Genomic DNA, 21,976 nt, shown 5'->3' on the forward strand with positions numbered 1-21,976 from the left:
GGTACTTACGCTTCTGCTTTTGGCAAGATTAATTCCAATTCGTTATGTGGGCGTGGAATTACATGAACAGAAAGCAGTTCTCCAACACGTTGCGCTGCTGCTGCACCTGCATCTGTAGCTGCTTTTACTGCGCCTACATCGCCTCGCACTAAAACCGTAACAATTCCGCCACCAACATGTACTTTCCCTACTAAATTAACACTCGCAGCCTTTACCATTGCATCCGCCGCTTCAATTGCTCCTACAAGACCTTTTGTTTCTACCATTCCTAATGCTGTACTCATTTGTCATTCCTCCAAATTATTTAGTTTGTAATGTGATTTGCTTTAATACTTGATCGACAATTTGTTGCACCACTTCTGTATCCAGTGATGGTGCTTGCGCCTTAATATTTTCTACTACTGGTTCAATTTCCAATTCCGGTTTTGGCACCTCTATATCTTTAATGCCATATGCCATGCGTTTTATATTCAATAAATGTCTAGCTGTAATATTATCGGACGTAATATTGCCCCCAAATGTACCACAGCCTAATGTAAAGGATGGGGCTAATCCAGTTGTTCCACCAACTGCGCCAATCGACGATAACGTGTTAACGACAATACGCGACACTGGTAAGTCGAGCGAAAACTGCTCTGCTAACGCTGCATTTTCCGTATGAATAGAACATGAATGACCGCGTCCTCCAATATTCAATAAATCAATCATCACTTGTTTTGCCTCTGTGCTGTCCTCTACTGTGTAGAACGCAAATATCGGTGAAAGCTTTTCTAGTGAAAATGGAATATTTTTACCGATCAGCGTCTCCAACCCAACAAGTACTTTCGTCTCTTCTGGCACGACAATACCGACTAAATTGGCCAAGCTCACTGCTGATTTCCCAACAATTTGAGGGTTTACTTTTCCTGGCACAGGAGAAATCAGCTTCTCCATCTTCAACTTCTCTTCAGCGTTTAAAATATACGCATGCTGTTTCTTTAACTCGGCTAAAACTTGCTCTGCAATCGCTTTATCCACGATAATGGCCTGCTCTGTTGCACAAATGGTGCCATTATCAAACGATTTACTTTGTACTAACTGACGACTAGCTTTTTGAATATTGGCTGATTTTTCGATGTAAGCTGGCACATTTCCTGGTCCTACTCCATACGCAGGTTTTCCAGAGCTGTATGCCGCTTTTACTAACGCACCGCCACCTGTCGCTAAAATTAAATGTATATTAGGATGCTTCATTAATTGCTGTGTCGCTTCCATTGAAGACATTGTTAAACATTGCAACAATCCTTCTGGTGCACCAGCTTTTTCCGCCGCTACTCTACAAATCTCTAAAGCTTCCTTTGTACATTTAACAGCATAGGGATGTGGGCTAAGGACAATACCATTTCTTGTTTTTAATGAAATAAGTGTTTTAAAGATTGCGGTTGAAGTAGGATTCGTTGTTGGCACAATCCCTGCAATAACACCAAATGGGCTTGCAATCTCTGTCACTTTTTTTATACGGTCAGTGCCTATAACGCCAACAGTCTTTAAATCCTTTATATCTTCATAAACATCTCTCGAAGCAACTTCATTTTTCATTTTTTTATGATTGGGGATACCCATCCCAGTTTCTTGTACTGCCATTTTGCCTAATCGTTCTGCCTCTTTAAATGCGGCATCCGCCACAGCCTTTACGATGGTATCCACTTGTTGCTGTGAATATTGCATATAGGCTGCTTGTGCTGTATTTGCCTGTCTTACGGCGTCTCTCATTTCCTGAATGGCTAATAAATCTTTATCTAAAGAAGCCATAAAGCCGCCTCCTTTCTAAATAACTGGATTTCTCGCAACATTTTCGATTGCTTCTCTAAAAGCATCTGCCGCAGCTTGACATGAAGACTGACTGCCACTCACTATGCCACCACCAAAGTTCGTTTCTGAAGGTGGACCAAAAAATAGTTTTAGCTCTACATCCGCTGCCTTTAATGCGGCATCTAAACCAACGACCGCCTCAAGTGGTGGGGCGATTAAGTAGGCGAGCGCCGTGCCAATCTTCACATCTGCTAGCTCGGCCAAATAGGTGCCACAGCTTGCAACAGTATGCGCAAAAAGAGCATGGCTGTCATTGCCATTAATTGCTTCAAAATACGTATCGAATTGAATTTTTTGTTCAATTGCATCTAGCCCACTGCGTATTTCGTCTGGTGAGCTGCCCGCGATAATGCCAATCATTTCACCTGATAAGGGACCTGAGGCATGTGCTGCTCCTGCATAGAAACTTTTTGCATAAACGACATCCACAGCAGCTTTTTTCGTCGCCTCGTCTAATGCTACATAACCGACATCATCGATTGTTAGTGTGACAAGCCCAATGCTATGTTGATTTGGCTTTAACTCAAGCTGTGCTGCTAATTCACGATTCACTCTAGGAATCATTTGCATTGCTAAAATTTCAGCCATAATTTTTTGAGGATTCATGGCTTTCCCCCTAACTTTCTTTAGCGACAAGATTTACGCCGCTTGCCTTGTATTGCAATATTTTTTGAACGACTGTACCTAAATAGGCACCTGCCTCAAGAGGCGGAATACCACCTTTATGAATGTTTGAAATAACCATTCGATCCGCTTCTACCGTACCTATTCTCGGCTGATAACATAAATACGCACTCATCGACTCTGCTGATACAAGGCCAGGGCGTTCCCCAATAAGGTAAACAATGACCTCTGCCTGCAATAGTTCGCCAATTTCATCCATGAGGGCAACACGCCCTTTATCAATATAAAAAGTGGTGCCTATTTCAATATTTAAATTGCTAAGACTTTGCTGTAATGCTAAATAAACATCTTGCACATTTTCTTCTATCGCACTTGCACTTAAGCCGTTAGAAATAATGATCTGTACTGTTGGACGTGCTTTGCAAGATGATTGAATAAGTGCTTTCGATTCATCCGATAAGCGACGACCTAAATCTGGTCGCGTAATATATTCTTCTTTATCCGTTACTCGTGTTGTAACTTGAAAGATATTCAATTTTTGTAATAGCCCTTCTGTCACTTCACCATATACGGCATCAACTGCTGCTGCATGATCAAGGCGGAACTTTAACCAAGTTTTTGTTTTTGGTCTTGTTCCCGCTCTACCTACACCAATTCTGGCAGGTGTATGTTTTTTTGCCGCTTGTACACTTTCCGATTGATTTTCCTCTTCAAATTGAAATGCTTTAGTAGGTTCCCCTGTTGAAGAATGCTCTACAATCGTTGCACTGTGCGACTTTTGTGTAGAGGATGCTTGTTGATAAAGCTTAATCAACGGTTGATCCGATGTTGTCATTGGATTCGATTGTTCTTCAAAACGATTAGCAGCTGGTTCATTAAACTTAATAAGTGGTTCTTTTTGTTCTACCGTAGGCGTCGCTTGTTGTTCAGATGAATCGTTTGATGAATCATTATTCATTTTCTCCATAACAAGCTTTGTAATCATGGATACTAGCTGCTCATTCAATGGTTTCACCTACCTTTCAAATATCGATAAATCGCCAGCTCTAGCTGAAAGTCGTCCATCTTCGTAAATGCCCATTTTTTCTAACCAAACTAAATACTCAGGCGCTGGTTTTTTACCAAATGTTTGAAGCAATGTTGCAACATCATGGAAACTCATTGACTGGTAGTTCAGCATAATATCGTCTCCCATCGGCGCTGCAATAATAAAGTTCACACCTGCTGCGGTTAGTAACACGCTTAAATCTTCCACATCATTTTGGTCTGCCTTTATATGATTTGTGTAACAAATATCAACACCCATTGGAATGCCGTGCATTTTACCCATAAAGTGATCTTCGAGCCCTGCCCGAATAACTTGTTTATTGTTATATAAATACTCTGGGCCGATAAAACCAACAACGGTGTTGACAATATACGGATTAAAATGTCTAGCAAATCCATAATTGCGTGATTCCAGTGTTACTTGGTCAATGCCCATATGTGCTTCGGCCGAAAGCTCCGAGCCTTGCCCTGTTTCAAAGTAAAATAAATTCGGTCCCGTTCCCGTTCCTTGTTTTTTCACAAGCTCCTCTGCTTCTTGAATTAAGTCTGCAGAAATACCAAACGAGCGGTTGGCAATTTCAGTACCAGCAATACTTTGGAAAATCATATCTGCCGGGGCCCCTTGCTTGATGGCCTTCATTTGAGTTGTAATATGTGCCAATACACAGTTCTGTGTAGGGATCGACCACTCATTGATAAATTCTTTTGTAGCATGTAAAACTTTTTTAACACTCTCGACCGAATCGTCTACAGGGTTAATACCAATAACGGCATCGCCGATTCCATAGGACAATCCCTCTTTTAAAGAGGCAATAATGCCGTCAATATTATCTGTTGGATGGTTGGGCTGTAGCCTTGAGGAAAGCGTCCCCTTTTGCCCAATCGTAATATTGCACGTTGAAAGGATTTCTACTTTATTAGCCGCATGAACTAAATCCAAGTTAGACATGAGCTTCGTGACAGCTGCAATAATTTCTGAATTCATGCCTTTACTTAAGCGCTTTAACTCTCGATCGCCTGTATTATTTGATAAAATGTATTCTCTAAGCTGCTCAATGCTCCAATTTTTTATTTCTCCGTAAATTTGCTCATTGATATCCCCTTCAATAATGCGTGTGACCTCATCATTTTCTGGAGGAACTAAAGGATTCTCTCGTATATCCTTCACGAGTAATTCGCTAAGCACAGCTTTTGCTGCAATGCGTTGTTGTACTGATTCGGCAGCTATACCCGCTAGCCGATCTCCTGATTTTTCTTCATTGGCCTTGGCCATTACGTCTTTTAATGAATGAAAATTATATTTTTCTCCACCAAATATCACCGATAGATTCACATTCATCCTCCTTACTTTGAGTGGAAAGCTAGTGTTTTGACAACAACAGGGACAACACCAGAAGGTAGCACTTCCCCAATGTCAATATAATCACCTGTTTCTACTTTAATTTGATCGATGCATAGTATAGGAACGGTCGAATTAAGCGCTTGTATCGTTTGCCCTATAACCTTTGCATAATCTGATTGAATGACTATGATAATTGGTATGTCCTTGGAGCTTCTTGTTCCTAAGTGCTGTAAAATGGCCTCGCATAATGTATGGACATCCTGAAAGCTTAAGTAAGGTAACTCACTAAAATAAAGGGCAAATGGGGAGTGATTGTCCTCTATCGAAAAGAGTGCATCTGCTCTTTCCACTGCCGTCTTTACCATATGGTCGAACGCTTTTGATGCAGAATTCATATGACAATTAAATACTGGAACATTTTTTAACGGCAATACATCGGCATCTACTTGAATGGTCGCACCACTAATTTCAGTTGTTTGCATCCCCGCACCCGTCACAGTTGCTCTTGCAGTTTCTTGTGGCTGTAACCATAAAAATGTTTGTAATTGCTCGTGCTGTAAAAGCATACATGCTAGTTTTTCACCGATATCATCATACTGACGCTGTGAACAATCATCATGATAAATACAGGAAGCTACTCCACCTGAAAAGACGATAGCCTCGACTGGCTTTTGCCAATTTGGCAAATGACCTAATAACAATGGATGCTCGGCATCAATTTCTTGCCCACTCAATGTTTTAGCTAAGAAGCACACCATTTCTTGAATAAGCAACGCAACGCGAGCATCGTCTGCCGAATCCCCTAGCTGTAATGGATTTGGCCAGTTCTCCATGAGCTTCTTAATGGGTGGTGAAATGGAAAGGATCTTGCCATGATGAAATTCAATTAATCTACCACCAACATGCAATGTACATGTACCAATGACTTCACCGAACTGCATAACTGCGATATTAGCTGTACCCCCACCAATATCGATATTGGCGATGACTTTGCCTGTTTTTTTTGACAGTTGGACAGTACCTGCACCTTTAGCCGCAATAATCCCTTCTAAATCTGGCCCTGCAGTCGCAACTAAAAAATGACCTGCTGTGTCAGCAATTGCATGGACAACCTCACTAGCATTTTCCTTCGTAGCGGATTCACCCGTAATTATGATGGCCCCTGTGGATATAGCCGTAGGTGAAATTTGAGCAAGCTCATATTGCTGAAATATAAATTGTTCTATCTGTTCCATATCGATCATGTCATGATTGACAAACGGCGTTTTAATAATAGGACTTTGATGTAACACTGTTTTTTCAATTATTTCTATCCGCGGCACATGTGTCACACCAGCAACGTTTTTTAACAGAAAACTACTAACAACCATCTTTGTTGTACTTGTCCCAATATCAATGCCAGCACTAAAAATTTTTTCTGTTTTCAACTTATGCCTCCCTCTATGTGACTACGGACAATAAATGAGATAGGGACTATCGCTTTCGTTAACAAATTCCCTAATTTCCTCGTCTGAATTGAGCTGAATTAGCGGTGCAATATACTCAATGCCAAGCATTTGCCATGCAGATGTTTGGACGATTGGACCGTGTGTCATCACGTTTTTTAATAATGTTGTTGCTCGCTCTATATCAGCAAGTGGTGCATCAATTTTAGTAATAACACCAATTTGCATTTTAGGAATGCCTAAGCTAAATTGTGGTGGAAAAACACTTCTTGATGATGTTGCATCTTGTAAATAAATTACATGTGTCACTTCAAGCGATGTTGCCATAATATTTCTGTAATACATTGGATTTTCTATATATTCTCCAGGTGTATCAACAATCCAGTCATCAAAAACGAGTGCTTGCGTTTTATTAGCTTTGCTATCTTTGCCGAGTAGCACATTCATTAGCGTTGACTTACCAGCTTGCACACCGCCTATTATCATTACTCGATTTTTCATATGGCACATCCTATGACTTCGTTATTTTAGATGGCGTATAGCCTAGCATTTCTGAAAGAAAACGATTAATTTCTAACATCGCCATTTCAACTTCAGAGACACTGCCCACGATAACGAGACTGCCAGTAAAACGATCTAAAAACCCCAGTTTTACATTTGCTGCCTTTGTAGCTATGTCCCCAGCAATAATGACTGTTTCACTCGGTGTACAAGTCATAATGCCAAGTGCACCCGCTTCTTGAATACCAAGCTTTTGAAACATATCAGGATCAGGATTTGCAATGAGATGACTCAATGTAAGTTGCTTACCTGGGACAAATTCCTGAATAAATCGTTTCTTTTCTTCACTCATACGTCATCACCTCTTTCTATCAAGACTTTTGATCGGTTAAATACTCTCCCTCTTTAATAATGCCTGCCTTGCGATCATCTTGTTCCAATTTCAAAGCTGTCGGTACTGATAGCTTATAGGCAAAGAATATGGCAATAATTCCAGCTAAAAGCTTCCCTGCCATTACAGGTAAAATAATTGTCGGCTGAAAATTGGCTGTAAATGATAAATGATCTCCTAACAGGAATGCCGAACAAACCCCAAAGGCAATGTTGATTACTTTATCTTTTGGTGGCATCTGACGCACGAGCGTAAACATAGCTAAAATATTTGCACTTGTCGCTAAAATTCCCGCACTTCCTACCGATGAGAGACCTAATTTTTTCCCTGCTGTTTCTAGCGGCTTAGAGGCATATTTTCGGATTAAATACACCATTGGGAAGGCACCTGCTAACATAATGCCGATATAACCAGCCGTTTCTAATGCACGGAATTGATCTACACTATCTGCCATGATCGGGTCAAAGCCCCATGCCCCAAAAATCTTTGTGAAAAGTCCAGTAAAAATTTCAACAATCGAGAATACAAGTACAAGCTTAATCGCCGCATCCATTACACGCCCGAAAATCATAAAGCCTTTGATCATGCCATTTGGAATAAGCTTTAGCCCTAACGCAATTAAGATAACGAAAATAAATAAAGGCAATAAATTAAGTAATATTTGTAAAACAGAAATGGCAAAAACATACGTCGGTGCAGATGTAGTACTAATGACTTCCCGAACCTCTGTATTAAACATGACAATCATGATTGATGAAATAAATGCACCAATCGGAATTGTTAAAACGCCCGCCATAATTCCTAATGCCATATACTTATGATCACGCTTGTCTAACATCGCAAGCCCCATAGGAATGGAGAATACAATTGTTGCACCTGACATAAACCCAACAACAAGTGCCATCACCCATCCTTCATAGGATTCCTTCAAGGCATTTGCTAATTGATATCCCCCCATGTCCGACGCTAAAATTGTTGTCGCGGCTATGGCTGGATCAGCTCCAATCCATTCAAAAACTGGACTAATAAAATGACTAATAAACCACGTTAAGTAAGGTATAGCTGCCATGATTCCTGCTGCGGGTACAAAAATATGACCTACAGTATGGAGTCCATTCATAAATTCTTTTCCAATCCCATACTCCGCATCTCGAATTGCTCCGATTGCTCCTAAAACGGCACAAATCATAATAATATAAACGATTATCGTTCCTATCATCGCCATCTTACTCATCCCCCCCTTTTGTTTTTTTTATATAGAAAAAAAGACGCATTAAAGAAAAAATCTCTTTAAGCGTCTTTGCTTCAACTATTCACTTGTAACGTATTAATAATTCGTTTTGCGATTGTTACCATTTCCTGCTGACTTTGCATACTCTCATTGCGAATTTTTTTATAAGCCTCGTCTTCGCTAAGTTTTTCTGATTGCATCAGTAAGCCTTTCGCTCGTTCGATTAATTTCCGCTTATCTAATTCACTTTGCTTATGCAAAATTTCACCGTTTAGCCGATTGAATTTATCAATTTGATGAAATGCCACTTCCAATGCTGGCAGGACATTTTTCTCGGAAAACGGTTTCATAACATAACCTAAAATATTATCCTGTTTCATGTACAATAACAATTCTTTTTCGCTGTAAGCTGATATAAAAAGGACTGGTATACCTAACTGCTGTTCTATAATTTTACTTGCTTTTAAACCATCTAGCTTTGGCATTTTAATGTCCATCAATATCAACTGTGGCTTATGTGTAAAAGCTAGCTCAATCGCTGATTCTCCATTATTTGCTTGTGCAACGACTTCATAGCCATTATCCTCTAGCATAAATTTCAAATCAATGGCAATAAGTGATTCGTCTTCAACAATCATTACTTTCCTAGTCATTTAGGATAAATACCTCCTCACTTACAGGAAACTGAATTTGAGTATGTGTACCTTGTTCACTAGGGATAATTGTAAATGTGCCAGCTAAATCATATTCGACAAGTCTTGTAATAATCTCCATTCCAAAAGATGCCTTCACCTCTTGCATACCAACGCCGTTGTCGGAAATATGAAGTGAAATAAAGGATGCATCTTGAAGAAATTGAATATCGATTATACCTTCCTCGCGATCGATAAAAGCATACTTTAATGCATTTTGTAGCAATTCACAAATGATTAAAGCGAGAGAAACAGCTTTTTTCGCATGACAATATAGCTGAATTTCATCATTATGGAACACTAATTGAATAAATGGTGTATTCGTAGTTCCAACCATTTTATGCCCTATCTTTTTAGACAAAGCGATAACATCAACTTTTTCTTCTGCATTATCCTCATTTTCTAAAATAAGCTCATAGACAGAGGAAATACTATATATTCGATTTAATGCTTCTTGAAAAGCGCTTGCATTTGAAGCTGCTAAGTCATTTCGCATTTGCAATCGCAATAGACTTGTAACCGTTTGTAAATTATTTTTCACACGATGGTGAATTTCTCTAATAGCAAATGTCTTCATCATCAGTTCATTTTCTTTCAGCTTTAACTCTGTTAGATCATGAATGATAAGAAGTGTGACTTTATCATGTTGACTGCGTATTGGTATTTTTTTCACTATAAACGATTTACGATCAATCGTAATTTCTAAGAAAAAGACATCATCGCCTTTATCATAGACTTCTTGTAAAAAAGGTAAAATTTTGTCCAATGCTATATTGTCAAAATGCTCTAGCCCTGAAAGCTCCGTAATAAAACGATAGCCCGCTGGATTGCTATAAATTACTTTATTTTCATGATTCGTAAGTATAATTGACTCTACTAATAAATCAGACACAACAGGAATTGGTTGCGTATTAGGTTCGACGATATGCTCAATTAAAGCAAAAGGCATATTTGCAAAATCATCCTTTGGTGCAGTTTGCATTTTAACCTTTTTTTCTTGAATCAACACGGCAATAACCTGTCCTTCGTCATTAAAGACTGGGACTACATTTTGTTCAACGGTGATACCTTCTTGTGTGATACCTCTAGAAATTGACGATTTTTCTTTATATTTAAAAGCTGCAAATACTGCAGGTTCAAAGCTTTCAAATACGAATTTGCCAATTACTGATTTCTCGTATAAACCAATTTCTTTTGTAGGGAATGCCTCTGCTATGACGATTGCATGTGGTAAATTTTCTACCAAGCAATCTATAAACATATAGCAATCTGTCAATTCAGCATAATAGGATAGTGTCGTTTCAAGCTCTACTAACTTCTCAATATCTCTATTTGATAAGTTTGTATAGCTACTACATAATGTATGAATGCTCGACAGGCCCACCCCCTACCATAGAATACTCACCAGTGAGCGTAACTATTCCTTAAATTTCTTGTCATCATTATAAACCTTTTGTAAAATTATTTTCAAGAAGAAAAATTTAATGTTTTAATCAATTACACCACATTACAAAGAACTATATAGTTTAAAAGAGAAATATTCAACACTTTTTTCGACACTATATTAATATCGTGTCAAAATTACTATTTCTATATATTTAAAAAAGCGAGTTTGCTTCGATGGCAAACTCGCTTTTTTTTATTTTATTTCTGGTGTCACCGCTAAAATATTTTCAAATGTTTCACGTTGCTTAGCTTCTTCTTCATTTAACAAAATATGAATATCCCCATGATCGTTCGATGTTCTTATTAATCGTCCCATTCCTTGTTGAAGACGCAGTTGCATAAATGGTAATTCTACTTCTTCATACGGATTTTCAGCAAACGTCCGTTTAGCATCAAACAATGGATCATGTGGAGGGAAAGGCAAGTCATAAATAATGACACGAGTCAGTGCTTCTTCAGGCAAATCTAAACCTTCCCATAAATGATAGGAACATAATGTTTTCACAGTACCTTCTTGGAAATCACGCACTATTGCAGATAGTTCTCGATCCCCTTCAAATGCAACATGCATACGTTCCATAATAGGTAATTCTGCCTTAAAGTTTAACATTGCTTGTTTAGATTTGAATAATATTAATGTCTTTTCTCCATCTCGTAGCAGTTGTTGAACACGAGCTGTTTTATTATTTTGAGATAGTTCATGTAAATAGATTTTCATTACCGCTTCATAATCAAAAGGAGACGGTACTGAGAAGGATTGGTAATTATTAATACCAAGACTATAAGCAATATATGAGAAATCTTTATTAACAGATAGTGTTGCAGAAGAAAATACGATTGGAAGTTTTTTCGAGAATAATTTTTCTTCTAAAACTTCTGTAATAAGTCTTGGCATAATAACAAGTGTTTCCTCGCCATCTGTTTCCTCTAGCCAGTCAACAGCATCCCCTTGCGCAGTAAAAATGCGAAGTGAAGCTTGATATTGCTCCAAATATTCTTCTGCCATATTTAACTCATACTCTGGAATCATATACATTTCTGATTCAAAGACAAATTCCTCAAGCAGTATTTCCACGTCTTGGATAAGTTGTTTTCCATATTTTAAAAGTGCTGCGGATTTGTTTATACGCTTACGTTCTTCCTCAGAAGCTACAATATCATCACGAAGTTGGTCAAAAAATAGTTCGTGATCGTCTTGTAATTTTTCCATTGCATACAAAGTTCGTTCACGCACACCATCTACCATTAAACGTTCTAAGAGTGGAACAATTGTCTTCGCCTGAACTTTGTATGTCATCGCTTTCTGTGCAGCATATTCTAATAAATGCCCTTCGTCCAGAACCATCATCGATACTTCTGGAAGTAACGCTAACTGTCCTTCACGTTCACGTGACTCTTTTGTTGCTAAATGCTCCATTAAAAAGTCTTGCGAGCAAATAATTAAATCCGTCGACTTACGGTAATGTGCACGGTGAAGAGTTTGACCGCAACGATTACGTAGATCACATACAGAGCATTGCATAATGGCGTTATAATTGACCTTGTGCCAATCTTCATCACTAACCGTTGGATAATCACTGCGGTCGCCGTATGGTTGCACAGCAATCATCGAACCTTGTGCATATACACCGTCAGGAATTGAAAAGGCTATATCATCAATCCATTCATCTGTTTCAACTTTTTCGGCTTCCTCGAAACGCTTTAAGCATAAATATTGATCACGTGATTTTGCTAAACGTACATCAATTTCTAAACCAAGTGTTTTTTGTAATTTATAAATATCGCCGCCCTCTTTTACGAGCTGATCGATTAATGTTTCATCTGCACAGGCTATCAATGCTGGTTTACCTGTATAACGTGCATAGGAAACAGCAGGTAGTAAATAAGCAATTGTTTTCCCTGTCCCTACTCCCGCTTCAGCAAATAATACATTTTTCTCTTTTAAAGCCTGTTCAATTTGATACGCCATAAAAATTTGCTCATCACGGCATTCAAATCCTTTTTCTGGTAATTCATCATAAAGGACGTCTCCCATCCAGTCACCTAATGACTCGAAAAACGAGCGATCCTTTGTTAATGCAAATGGTAAAGATTTACGCAATTGACGTTCCCCCTCATACAATCTGTTCCTATTATACGCGACGAAACGGAAGATAAGAAAAAATCTCACCTTCCGTTACTCTAGTTAGTCTCTTTTAGACTTTTGTCCCCAGTATTGATAATAATTCGTTTCAATAAAACCATTGAATAACTTACGTTTTTTCGTCGCTTGACGACCGTACAATTCTTCAAAGTTTTTCATGGAGGACAGCATGTACACTGACCAAGTTGGATAGTTTTTCATGACTTGTCCTAAATCACGAATGACCTGCTCCACAACTTCTACATCACCAATACGTTCACCGTATGGCGGATTCCCAATCATAACGCCATCTGTAAGCAGTGTTGTAAAGTCACGAGCTTGCATTTGTTTGAACGTAATCATGTCCCCAAAACCTGCTTCAAGAGCATTTTCTTGCGCAATGCTTACCATGCGATGATCAATATCTGAACCAATTATCTCCAGTGGTTGATCGTAATTGGCTATGCTATCTGCTTCATCTCGAACCGCTTCCCAAATTTTCGCTTTCATCCAAGGCCAGCTCTCCGAAATAAATTCACGGTTGTAGCCTGGTGCGATATTTTGTCCGTACATTGCTGCTTCTAGCGCAATCGTACCTGACCCACAAAATGGATCTACAAACGGTCGATTCGGATTCCATTTTGAAATCTGAACAAGTGCTGCGGCTAAAGTTTCTTTTAACGGTGCTTCCCCTTGAGCTTGTCGGTAGCCACGCTTATGTAGGCCAGCGCCAGAAGTATCAATGGTAAGTGTAGCCACATCTTTTAAAATTGAAACTTCAATTTTATAAGTTGCACCAGATTCATCTAAAAATCCAAGACGTTTGTAATGCTGCTTCATGCGTTCTACAATTGCTTTTTTCGTAATGGCTTGGCAATCTGGCACACTAAATAATTTAGACTTTACCGATTTTCCTGACACAGGAAATGATGCGTCTACTGGTAAATATTTTTCCCATGGTAACGCCTTTACACTTTCAAACAGTTGCTCAAAAGACTTTGCAGGAAATTGTCCTACGACAATTTTCACACGATCTGCTACACGTAGCCATAAGTTCGTGCGTGCAATAGCTGTTTCGTCACCTTCAAAATAAACCTTGCCGTTTTCGACTGTCGTTTCATAACCGAGAGCCTGTACTTCTTGTGCTACAATCGCTTCTAAGCCCATTGCAGCCGTTGCTACTAATTTATAATTTGCCATACATTATTTCCTTCCTTGATGTTCAATTTCCCAAAACTCGATATACTCCAGCAATTCGGGAAGTGGTAATGGTTTGCTGTAATAATAGCCTTGGATAATATCACAGTTCATTTTTCGTAGTATATCCACTTGTTGCGCTTGTTCTACACCTTCTGCGACAACTTTCATTTTTAGACGATGTGACATTTGAATAATAGCATCTACAACTGCCTGTTTTTCATCGAGCGAACTAATATGTTGAATGAAGCTACGATCAATTTTTAAACAATCGAGTGGGAATCGAACTAAATAGCTTAGTGATGAATAGCCTGTACCAAAATCGTCAATCGAAATTTTAAAGCCTAGTTGTTTTAGTCGAACGAGCTTGCTGACCGTTTCACTAGCACTATTCATAACAGTGCGCTCTGTAACTTCTATTTCAAAATTGTTAGCGGACGTGTTGTATCGTTCCAGTATTGTCTGAATCGACTCTAAAAAGTTTTGCTGCTTAAAATGAATGCTTGAAATATTAATTGCAATCGGTATTTTACGACCAAATTGTTGTAATTTGATCGCTGCTTCACAAGCCATTTCAATGATGACTTCGCTTAATGGAATAATAAGTCCTGTTTCCTCAGCATATGGAATAAATTCTGCTGGAGATACGAATCCAAGTCTTTCATTATTCCAGCGAACAAGTGCCTCAAGTCCTTGAATATTTTCATTTTCCACAGTAATTTTCGGTTGAAAATGCAGCTCAAATTCGCGATTTTCAATCGCTCTACGTAACTCTGAATCTAGCAAAAGAACACGCTGACTGTCAGTTTGCAATTCATCAAAATAAAATGAATAGCTATTAAGACCATTCTTTTTAGAATAGGTCATCGCTTTATCTGAACAAGTAATAAGCTGCTCAGATGTAACCCCATCAGCGGGATACATACTAATTCCAATACTCGTAGAGATAAAGACATCTTGTCCATTTATATTCATCGGTTGTTCTATAATGCCAATAATTTGCTCAGCAAATTTCGCAGCTTCTCGCACATTTTTTACATTCGTTAATGTAACGATAAATTCATCTCCGCCGTACCTTGCAATGATATCTTTATTTTTTAGCAAAGTTTGAATACGTTTTGCTGCTTCTACAAGAATTGTATCTCCTACTGCATGACCTAACGTATCATTTATTTGTTTAAATCTATCCAAATCAAGGAAATAGACAGCATGCTGTACTGAATGAGAAATAGTAGAAGACGATTCTAGTAGGTTATCCATTCTCTCAATATAAGCAAATCGATTTGATACATCTGTTAAGGAATCTGTTAACAAACGCTTTTCTAGTTCATTTTCTACTATTTTTCTTTCAGAAAGATCTGTGAAAATACCACAATAGTTTGTAATTTCTCCCACATCATTTGTTATGCTAACAATTGTTAACCATTCAGGATACACATCTCCTGTTTTACGACGATTCCAAATTTCACCTTGCCATATTCCTTCTTGTCGAATCTTTTCCCACATTGTCAAATAGAAGGATAACTCATGTACACCTGACTGCAACACCGCGGGCGTTTTTCCTATCACTTCATCGCGTTTATAGCCTGTAACGAATTCAAATGCTGGATTAACCATCTCTATTTTCTTATGTTTATCCGTAATCATAATGCCTTCAGATACATTTTCAAAAATTTTCTTCAGTAAGGAAGTGGGGTATTTAGAAATCGAATTAATCTTCTCCAGATTATTAATTACTCCGCCCATGTTTCCGCTCCATCCTATCTATCGATACTACCCTTATTTTTAGAAAAGCGCGTTCCTACTTTTTTGCGTAGGTATGTATGTCGCGTCCATACGATAACGGTGATGTTATGACTTTGAAGCGTATCGACAGAGGCGCGGCCAACATGGTGTTAGCCTAACCTCAGGCGTATATCGCGCATGACTAGACATCATAAGTAATAGATACAACTTTAATTAGTTCAAAAGAAAAGCTCTCCACCGAATTGGAGAGCGCTTGTTATTTCGTAGTTAAGCATCAAAAAATTCAATAAGCCATGTTTTGTTCCCGAGTACTCAAACAGCTTGCGCCTCGTACGACCGGGCAGTAATCATCTATCTACAGAGCGAACTCTGTCCCTCTATCCGTTCAATTCCTTCAAGAGAGTGCCCCTACCATAATTTGGGTTTCTCACTCGTGGGGTTTACCTCGTTCCACCTTGTATGTTTCCAAACAAGCTTCGTCACTGTGGCACTTTCAGGAAGTGTCAACCATATCAAAAAGACTTAGGTCTTCCTTCCGCCGTCAGCTTTAAGCTGCCTTACCTTATTTTTTCAGTAAGCACGAACACTACGGCCATCGCAGAACCGTGTGAGCATGGACTTTCCTCTACGACGTCTAGCGTCGCAGCGATTACTCGAATTTCATGATGATACGAAGATTATACTAGAGTTTTATGATAAATACAATGTATATGATAAAAATTATTCGTAAAGCTTGCTACCAAATACATGTTTTTCTAAATTTGAAAGTCGTTTGAGAATATCAAAGTTGGTTGTACCTGCTGCTGATACGGCTGGCTGCGGTTGTCTCTTTGGCGTATTTTCTATTTCTTCTTTTAGCTGTCTATTCTCTTCTTTCAGTTGAGCAACAACTTTTTCAAACGATTCATAATCTTGAATGATTTCATCAAGAAAAGAATCGACCTCTTCTACATTATAGCCTTTAAAGTTTTTCTTAAATTCCTTTTCAAGAATCATTTTTGAAGTTAATTTAATGTCCATTCACATCGCCCTTCCTCGCACTACATACACGAATTCATTATAGCATATTTCATAACATTATATCGTCTGTAACCATCAATTGTAAGGCTAAACTTGTCGTTTCTTGCGCTTACCCGGGAAATTATTGCTTATTTCCTAATCTGTGCATTCTCTTTTCCCAAGAAATTGCCCATTTTTGCTTTTGTTCCATTCGCCATTCCTCAGTCGAAGTAATCAATTGTATACCTTCTAATGTATAATTAAGGGCCTGCTTGTAATCTTTCATTTGATGCTCATAGATCATAGCTAATTGTTCTAACGCCTGCAACTTTTTACGTGGCTCTATAAAGTGGAGTGAAGCCACAAAAGCATCGATTGCTTCGTTGAATTGCTTATTTTTTTTAAGTTGGATTGCCAAATAAAATTGGGCATTGCCTGCTTCTCGTGCATCAAATTGGGCCGTGACCTTTTCTAAAACGTTAACACTTTGAGGGCTTTTCTTTAAATCAGCATACCATTTCCCAATATTCGTATAAGTATTGGCTGATTCATCACTCGCCTCTTCAAACAATAAGTTAGTAGAATGAACATATAAGGTAATAAGGGACAGCAAATCCCATTCATTATGAATAAGAACCTTCATCAGCGCATCAGGCACACCGCTTTTCACAGCATCAAGGTAAATTATTGGTGCTAAGTAGCCAGGAATATCGCCCAAACGTGAAAAGCCAAGCTTCTCCTCTTCTACTGATTTTAATTTCATGCGCTCCATATCATTTTTCCATAATCGCTTAGAGCTATGCAGTAAATCAATTTGTCGTTGTGTCCGTAATTTCGGTAATACTTTCTGGTTGAGCGTCCATCTTGTTTCAAGTTGTGGCCAATCGAAGCTTTTACCGTTATACGTAATTATCGTTGCTGTTTTTTGCCAAAGACTTGATTCAAATAACATGGCTGCTTCATGAGCAGGATCTGCTAAAACATATTGCGTTAAGACAAAATCATGATCTGTCAGTTCTAAAAAGCCTAGAAGAAAGATTTGTGTCCCAACACCTTTTAAACCAGTCGTCTCCGTATCAAAAAACAGCACTTTTTCATCCAAATCTAGTGCATAGGGATGTTCAAAATCAGCACTTTGCCATTTTGTGAGGGCATCAAAAAATGACTGCAATTGATAGTGACCGTGCTGATAATGAAATGGATAATGCACCTGTCGTTTAAAAACGATACCAAAGTCATTATCAATGCGCGTAAGTCCAGCCTTTTGCCACTGCTCGGTATAGTTAGGAGCATTCGGCTTTTGAAAAGCTGTTTCTTCAGTAGCTACCTGTTTTTCTACTTTTTTTCCGAGCATTTTTTTCATTTGTAATATTTTATTTTCGTAAGACATTAACTTCACTCATTTTCTGCCTGTAAGTTTTTTAATACTCGTAGTTCCTCACTTTTATCTACTGTATACTAAATTTTAAAATTAAAAATATTGGTCGGCCTTTATACCGCGTCTTTTACCACAACATTATGACATTCTATTGATGAATGTGGGATTTATCCCTACCTCTCCCATCATACACTACAATTATAACGCATCCATTTATATGTGTTAAAACTAAGAGGTACTTATTTTACACATAAGATATTTAAAAATTGAATTATTTAAAAGTGAACTTTCAAGAAAGTAATGACAACTCTTTAGCTATTACTATATAAAGAATCTAGAAATATAGTATCTTTCTAAATAGTAAAGCACATCCTCTTCCTTTTGTAAAAAGAGAGGATGTGCTTTTTATGTTATTGCTTCATTTCACAATACGTGAATACAAAAAAATATGCCTGTGTCACTCGAAAACTACCTTCCTCTAATCCAATCCTTTTATGTTCAGAGAAAGCGATATAATGACAGCTCCAATACGCAGTTGCTACATCTTTGAAAAAACTCGTCCCACCTAATGTTCAGTTGAACGCTAAAACGAGTACTTTTGCCATTTGTGCCCGTGGCAGTTGAATTCCCCGTTTGAACCATCTACAATACTATTTCTTTTCCTATGAGCAACAAAAAACATTCTACAAAGTTTTAGCATTCGCCTTTGTAGAATGTTCAGTACTTAATTATAAAGTCGTTTTTTTAAAATTCTTCAAACTAATAATTGTCGTTCAGCAAATGAAGAAGTTTGACGACTTTACTTTTTGAATCAATGATTGATTCTTGTGGACCGATACAAGATGGACAACCAGATTTACAAGGACATGCTGTAATATGTTGCTGTGCCTTCATCACTAAGTCCTCCCACAAATCATAAACCTTATCACTTAAACCAATACCACCTGGATACTTATCATAGACAAAAAATGTCGGTTGTTCGTTGTGTGTTGCCTTCACTTGCGGCACTACTGCGACATCACTACTATCACATTGAATAAATAATGGGATAAAGGCATTCATTGCATAGGCTGCTCCCGTCATAGCTTCGGTCAAATCTTCTTCGGTCCATTTATCAGGCGCTAAAAATGATAGCCACGATGAACTTGTATGCATCTCATCTGGTGGGAGGTGAATGGGACCAGAACCAATGTTATCATGCGTTCCAAAGCGGATTTTTTTAAAGATTGTAGCTTGAGCTACTAATCCTACATCACCAAAACTAATCGTTCCACCTCGATAGTTACGGCTTCGATCTTCCTCAAGTACTTTCATTTCCACAGCTAAATTAGCGTCTGTGTAATAATCTACATCTACTTCACGCACAAAAGCTTTCTTCTCTTCCCAATCAAGTTTTTCTACTTGATATTGAATGCCCTGATGCAAATAAATAGCTTCCTCATGCAATAGTGTCATAGCGCTATGGCGATCCATTTCTCCAATTACTTTCGTGCGAGCAGGAATAGTCATATCGATGATAACAACATTTTCTTGTGATGCAGAACGAAGGCTAATATCATGTGCTGGGAAACGATCATTCATCCAATGCCACTTCTCACTCGTTTTAAAAACAACCCCTTCTTCTGCTAAATATTCCAGTAATTCTTGTATTTCAAATTCTCCATATGAATCATTTGTTGTAAATGGTAACTCAAAGGCCGCACATTTTAAATGATCCATTAATATCAACATATTTTCTGGATAAATGCGTGCCTCCTCAGGGTCGCTTCCAAGTAAATAAAGTGGATGATCTACAACGTACTGATCTAATGCTGTCGATTGTGCCACATAAATAATGAGTGCTTCGTCTTGACGGCGCCCAGCACGTCCCGCTTGCTGCCATGCACTTGCAATATTTCCTGGGTAACCAGTCATAATACATGCCTGTAGTTGCCCAATATCTACACCTAGCTCAAGCGCATTCGTACTTACTACCGTTTGAATTGTTCCATCACGAAGTCCACGTTCAATAACACGTCGCTCAGAGGGTAAATAGCCCCCTCGATAGCCACGCACAGACTCATCTTGTAATTTATTGCGAGTCAATTCTTTTAAATAAGTAACAATCATTTCAACACGCACTCGACTTTTTGCAAAAATAATTGTTTGAATTCCTGCTGTATAAAGTCTTTTGGCTAAATCACTTACCTCTAAAACCGCACTGCGACGAACGCCAAACGTTTTATGGATAATCGGTGGATTGTAAAAAAGAAAAGTTTTTTTGCCAACTGGCGCACCTGAATCAGCAATTAACGTTTGTGATTCGTTCGTTAAATTTTCCGCTAGTTCCTTTGGATTTTTAATCGTGGCAGACGTACAAATAAAAACAGGTTTACTGCCATAAAATTCACAAATTCGTTTCAGTCTTCGAATAACATGTGCTACATGTGAACCAAATACACCTTTATATGTATGCAATTCATCAATAACGATATACTGCAAATTTTCAAAGAGTGACACCCATTTTGTATGGTGCGGTAAAATACCTGAATGTAACATATCTGGATTCGTCATCACAATATGTCCTGCTTTTCGAACCTTTTGTCGTATACCAGGAGCTGTATCCCCATCATACGTATAGCTTAAAATATCTTCTCCACTCTGTTCAATCAGTTCATTTAAATCATTTTTCTGATCTTGCGCTAACGCTTTTGTCGGAAATAAATAAATGGCACGTGCATTTCGATCTTCTAAAATCTTTTGTAATACGGGTAAATGATAGCAATATGATTTACCTGATGCAGTCGGTGTAACAGCCGTAAATGATTTGCGGCTTGTCGCCAAATCAAAAGCTTCGCGCTGATGTGTATATAATTGCTCGATGCCACGTGCATGTAATGCTTTAACAAGTGAAGGATGTAAATTTTGTGGAAAAGGGGCAAGCTTAGCATCTCGTCCATCTAATGTTTGCCAATGAATTATTCGCTCTTTTAGTTCCTCATCATATCGCCATTCATTTAATAGCGCACTAATCGTCCGTTTTTTCGATAGCATCACTTTGCGCCTCCTTCACTATGCGATAAAAATTATTTAGCGTGTAGGAAGTGGAATGCGTTGCATCTAAAAAACGCTTTTTACTTGTTTCTTTATAAAAAGATTGCACAACAAATTGCTCCATCGATTCAACCGCGGAAGCAATTTGCCCTGCATGCATATATTTCGGTCTGTTTTTTTGTATCCAAGCATTCGCTTCTTGTTGCCACTCTTTCAATAGTTGATGAATCGTATCAACATGTGGCTTGACCTCTCCAAAAAAGTCTGGCGTACGATCCTCCTCACGCATTTGCCAAAAGCGTGCAACACATTTTTCGCATTCATCTATTAATATGGAAGTTTGCTGTATTAGTAACAATTTCGCACCTCATCTCGTATCAAATGTACCTTTAGCATAATCGTCGCTAGCATGCTTACAACAATTAACAACGTATCAAAATGAAAATACATGCTGACATTCAGGACATTATGTCGCTCTCTTATTAGCGCGACATTTTATTTCGTACAAGCCTGAACGTTTTTCTGTATAATTCCCATCGTCTGCTAAAGACTTTAAATGATGCATCAAATGAATCATTTTTATTTGTATGAGATTAGTGTACCAAAGTCTATCATTTTTCACTACTAATAGGCGAACAAGCATTCTTTACTTGCCAGTTCTTTTCTGCTAAGCTTACTTTCTGGCTAACAGATTTGAGCTGCATAAAAAATTGCAGGCTGTGTGCATTGCTTTCCAATGACACTCTCGTTAAAAGTAATTGATTGACTAGATCCAACTGTGCAACTAATTGTCCTAATTTGTTCAATACAACGCCCCCTTTTATCTTTACTTACAGTATTCCTCGCATGTATAAAATTACCTTCATGCGTGACAAAATAAGCGTAAGTTAGCTGAAAGAAGAAGAATTTCGATAAATTTTTAATAGTTGCT

At 38.3% G+C, this 21,976-nt stretch carries 19 protein-coding genes and 1 other RNA gene; all 20 read right to left on the minus strand.

Features of this window, described 5'->3' with window-relative positions; genetic code table 11:
* Positions 1-5 precede the first annotated feature (5 nt).
* Positions 6-284 carry a BMC domain-containing protein gene (locus JNUCC52_RS05375; protein ID WP_024363388.1) on the minus strand — a complete coding sequence of 93 codons (279 nt, stop codon included), beginning with the start codon at positions 282-284 and terminating at the stop codon, positions 6-8.
* Between the two features lie 16 nt (positions 285-300).
* Complete coding sequence (locus JNUCC52_RS05380; RefSeq protein WP_337981631.1) at positions 301-1,791, minus strand: aldehyde dehydrogenase family protein; 1,491 nt, start codon at positions 1,789-1,791, stop codon at positions 301-303.
* A gap of 15 nt (positions 1,792-1,806) precedes the next feature.
* Entirely contained in the window at positions 1,807-2,457 is a 651-nt protein-coding gene (gene eutL, locus JNUCC52_RS05385) for an ethanolamine utilization microcompartment protein EutL (RefSeq protein WP_172770977.1), read from the minus strand.
* A 10-nt stretch (positions 2,458-2,467) separates the two neighbouring features.
* Positions 2,468-3,481 (minus strand): ethanolamine ammonia-lyase subunit EutC, encoded by a 1,014-nt coding sequence (gene eutC / locus JNUCC52_RS05390; RefSeq protein ID WP_337981632.1) that lies wholly within the window; start codon positions 3,479-3,481, stop codon positions 2,468-2,470.
* Positions 3,482-3,490: 9 nt separating this feature from the next.
* The gene (locus JNUCC52_RS05395) at positions 3,491-4,861 is read right to left on the minus strand and encodes an ethanolamine ammonia-lyase subunit EutB (protein ID WP_172770976.1); all 1,371 of its coding nucleotides are present in this window, start codon (positions 4,859-4,861) and stop codon (positions 3,491-3,493) included.
* Positions 4,862-4,866: 5 nt separating this feature from the next.
* Positions 4,867-6,291, minus strand: coding sequence for an ethanolamine ammonia-lyase reactivating factor EutA (locus JNUCC52_RS05400; RefSeq protein WP_337981633.1), 1,425 nt, complete (start codon positions 6,289-6,291; stop codon positions 4,867-4,869).
* 21 nt (positions 6,292-6,312) lie between these two features.
* On the minus strand, positions 6,313-6,810 hold the full coding sequence (locus JNUCC52_RS05405) for a EutP/PduV family microcompartment system protein (RefSeq protein ID WP_337981634.1): 498 nt from the start codon (positions 6,808-6,810) through the stop codon (positions 6,313-6,315).
* 10 nt (positions 6,811-6,820) lie between these two features.
* Entirely contained in the window at positions 6,821-7,162 is a 342-nt protein-coding gene (gene eutS, locus JNUCC52_RS05410; RefSeq protein WP_172770973.1) for an ethanolamine utilization microcompartment protein EutS, read from the minus strand.
* A 19-nt stretch (positions 7,163-7,181) separates the two neighbouring features.
* On the minus strand, positions 7,182-8,426 hold the full coding sequence (gene eutH, locus JNUCC52_RS05415) for an ethanolamine utilization protein EutH (protein ID WP_172770972.1): 1,245 nt from the start codon (positions 8,424-8,426) through the stop codon (positions 7,182-7,184).
* Positions 8,427-8,506: 80 nt separating this feature from the next.
* Positions 8,507-9,085: an ANTAR domain-containing response regulator gene (locus JNUCC52_RS05420; protein WP_228134462.1), complete on the minus strand. Its 579-nt coding sequence runs from the start codon at positions 9,083-9,085 to the stop codon at positions 8,507-8,509.
* The gene (locus JNUCC52_RS05425) at positions 9,078-10,508 is read right to left on the minus strand and encodes a sensor histidine kinase (RefSeq protein WP_337981635.1); all 1,431 of its coding nucleotides are present in this window, start codon (positions 10,506-10,508) and stop codon (positions 9,078-9,080) included. Before JNUCC52_RS05425 ends, JNUCC52_RS05420 begins: the two co-directional genes overlap by 8 nt.
* A gap of 255 nt (positions 10,509-10,763) precedes the next feature.
* Positions 10,764-12,671 (minus strand): ATP-dependent DNA helicase, encoded by a 1,908-nt coding sequence (locus JNUCC52_RS05430; RefSeq protein ID WP_172770971.1) that lies wholly within the window; start codon positions 12,669-12,671, stop codon positions 10,764-10,766.
* Between the two features lie 84 nt (positions 12,672-12,755).
* Positions 12,756-13,892: a THUMP domain-containing class I SAM-dependent RNA methyltransferase gene (locus JNUCC52_RS05435; RefSeq protein WP_172770970.1), complete on the minus strand. Its 1,137-nt coding sequence runs from the start codon at positions 13,890-13,892 to the stop codon at positions 12,756-12,758.
* 3 nt (positions 13,893-13,895) lie between these two features.
* A complete protein-coding gene (locus JNUCC52_RS05440; RefSeq protein ID WP_337981636.1) occupies positions 13,896-15,635 on the minus strand; it encodes a sensor domain-containing protein in 1,740 nt (579 codons plus the stop codon).
* Positions 15,636-15,917: 282 nt separating this feature from the next.
* Positions 15,918-16,296: RNase P RNA component class B (gene rnpB, locus JNUCC52_RS05445), an RNA gene on the minus strand.
* Positions 16,297-16,355: 59 nt separating this feature from the next.
* Positions 16,356-16,655, minus strand: a complete 300-nt coding sequence (gene gpsB, locus JNUCC52_RS05450; protein WP_172770968.1) for a cell division regulator GpsB — start codon at positions 16,653-16,655, stop codon at positions 16,356-16,358.
* Positions 16,656-16,776: 121 nt separating this feature from the next.
* Positions 16,777-18,024 carry a ribonuclease H-like domain-containing protein gene (locus JNUCC52_RS05455; protein WP_337981637.1) on the minus strand — a complete coding sequence of 416 codons (1,248 nt, stop codon included), beginning with the start codon at positions 18,022-18,024 and terminating at the stop codon, positions 16,777-16,779.
* Positions 18,025-18,771: 747 nt separating this feature from the next.
* The gene (locus tag JNUCC52_RS05460; protein ID WP_337981638.1) at positions 18,772-21,045 is read right to left on the minus strand and encodes a DEAD/DEAH box helicase; all 2,274 of its coding nucleotides are present in this window, start codon (positions 21,043-21,045) and stop codon (positions 18,772-18,774) included.
* Positions 21,020-21,403 carry a YppE family protein gene (locus JNUCC52_RS05465; RefSeq protein ID WP_173478559.1) on the minus strand — a complete coding sequence of 128 codons (384 nt, stop codon included), beginning with the start codon at positions 21,401-21,403 and terminating at the stop codon, positions 21,020-21,022. Before JNUCC52_RS05465 ends, JNUCC52_RS05460 begins: the two co-directional genes overlap by 26 nt.
* 253 nt (positions 21,404-21,656) lie before the next feature.
* Positions 21,657-21,851, minus strand: a complete 195-nt coding sequence (locus JNUCC52_RS05470; RefSeq protein ID WP_173478558.1) for an endonuclease — start codon at positions 21,849-21,851, stop codon at positions 21,657-21,659.
* Positions 21,852-21,976: the final 125 nt, after the last annotated feature.

Origin of the sequence: Lysinibacillus sp. JNUCC-52 (assembly GCF_015999545.1) — a bacterium.
Lineage (GTDB): Bacteria > Bacillota > Bacilli > Bacillales_A > Planococcaceae > Lysinibacillus.

What these genes read in the sequence shown, in the direction of transcription:
- eutL (WP_172770977.1), bottom strand. Translation starts at nt 2,457, where the DNA reads ATGAATCCTCAAAAAATTATGGCTGAAATTTTAGCAATGCAAATGATT.
- JNUCC52_RS05435 (WP_172770970.1), bottom strand. Translation starts at nt 13,892, where the DNA reads ATGGCAAATTATAAATTAGTAGCAACGGCTGCAATGGGCTTAGAAGCG.
- JNUCC52_RS05395 (WP_172770976.1), bottom strand. Translation starts at nt 4,861, where the DNA reads ATGAATGTGAATCTATCGGTGATATTTGGTGGAGAAAAATATAATTTT.
- gpsB (WP_172770968.1), bottom strand. Translation starts at nt 16,655, where the DNA reads ATGGACATTAAATTAACTTCAAAAATGATTCTTGAAAAGGAATTTAAG.
- JNUCC52_RS05380 (WP_337981631.1), bottom strand. Translation starts at nt 1,791, where the DNA reads ATGGCTTCTTTAGATAAAGATTTATTAGCCATTCAGGAAATGAGAGAC.
- JNUCC52_RS05460 (WP_337981638.1), bottom strand. Translation starts at nt 21,045, where the DNA reads ATGCTATCGAAAAAACGGACGATTAGTGCGCTATTAAATGAATGGCGA.
- eutH (WP_172770972.1), bottom strand. Translation starts at nt 8,426, where the DNA reads ATGGCGATGATAGGAACGATAATCGTTTATATTATTATGATTTGTGCC.
- JNUCC52_RS05455 (WP_337981637.1), bottom strand. Translation starts at nt 18,024, where the DNA reads ATGTCTTACGAAAATAAAATATTACAAATGAAAAAAATGCTCGGAAAA.
- JNUCC52_RS05375 (WP_024363388.1), bottom strand. Translation starts at nt 284, where the DNA reads ATGAGTACAGCATTAGGAATGGTAGAAACAAAAGGTCTTGTAGGAGCA.
- JNUCC52_RS05405 (WP_337981634.1), bottom strand. Translation starts at nt 6,810, where the DNA reads ATGAAAAATCGAGTAATGATAATAGGCGGTGTGCAAGCTGGTAAGTCA.
- JNUCC52_RS05440 (WP_337981636.1), bottom strand. Translation starts at nt 15,635, where the DNA reads ATGGGCGGAGTAATTAATAATCTGGAGAAGATTAATTCGATTTCTAAA.
- eutS (WP_172770973.1), bottom strand. Translation starts at nt 7,162, where the DNA reads ATGAGTGAAGAAAAGAAACGATTTATTCAGGAATTTGTCCCAGGTAAG.
- JNUCC52_RS05420 (WP_228134462.1), bottom strand. Translation starts at nt 9,085, where the DNA reads ATGACTAGGAAAGTAATGATTGTTGAAGACGAATCACTTATTGCCATT.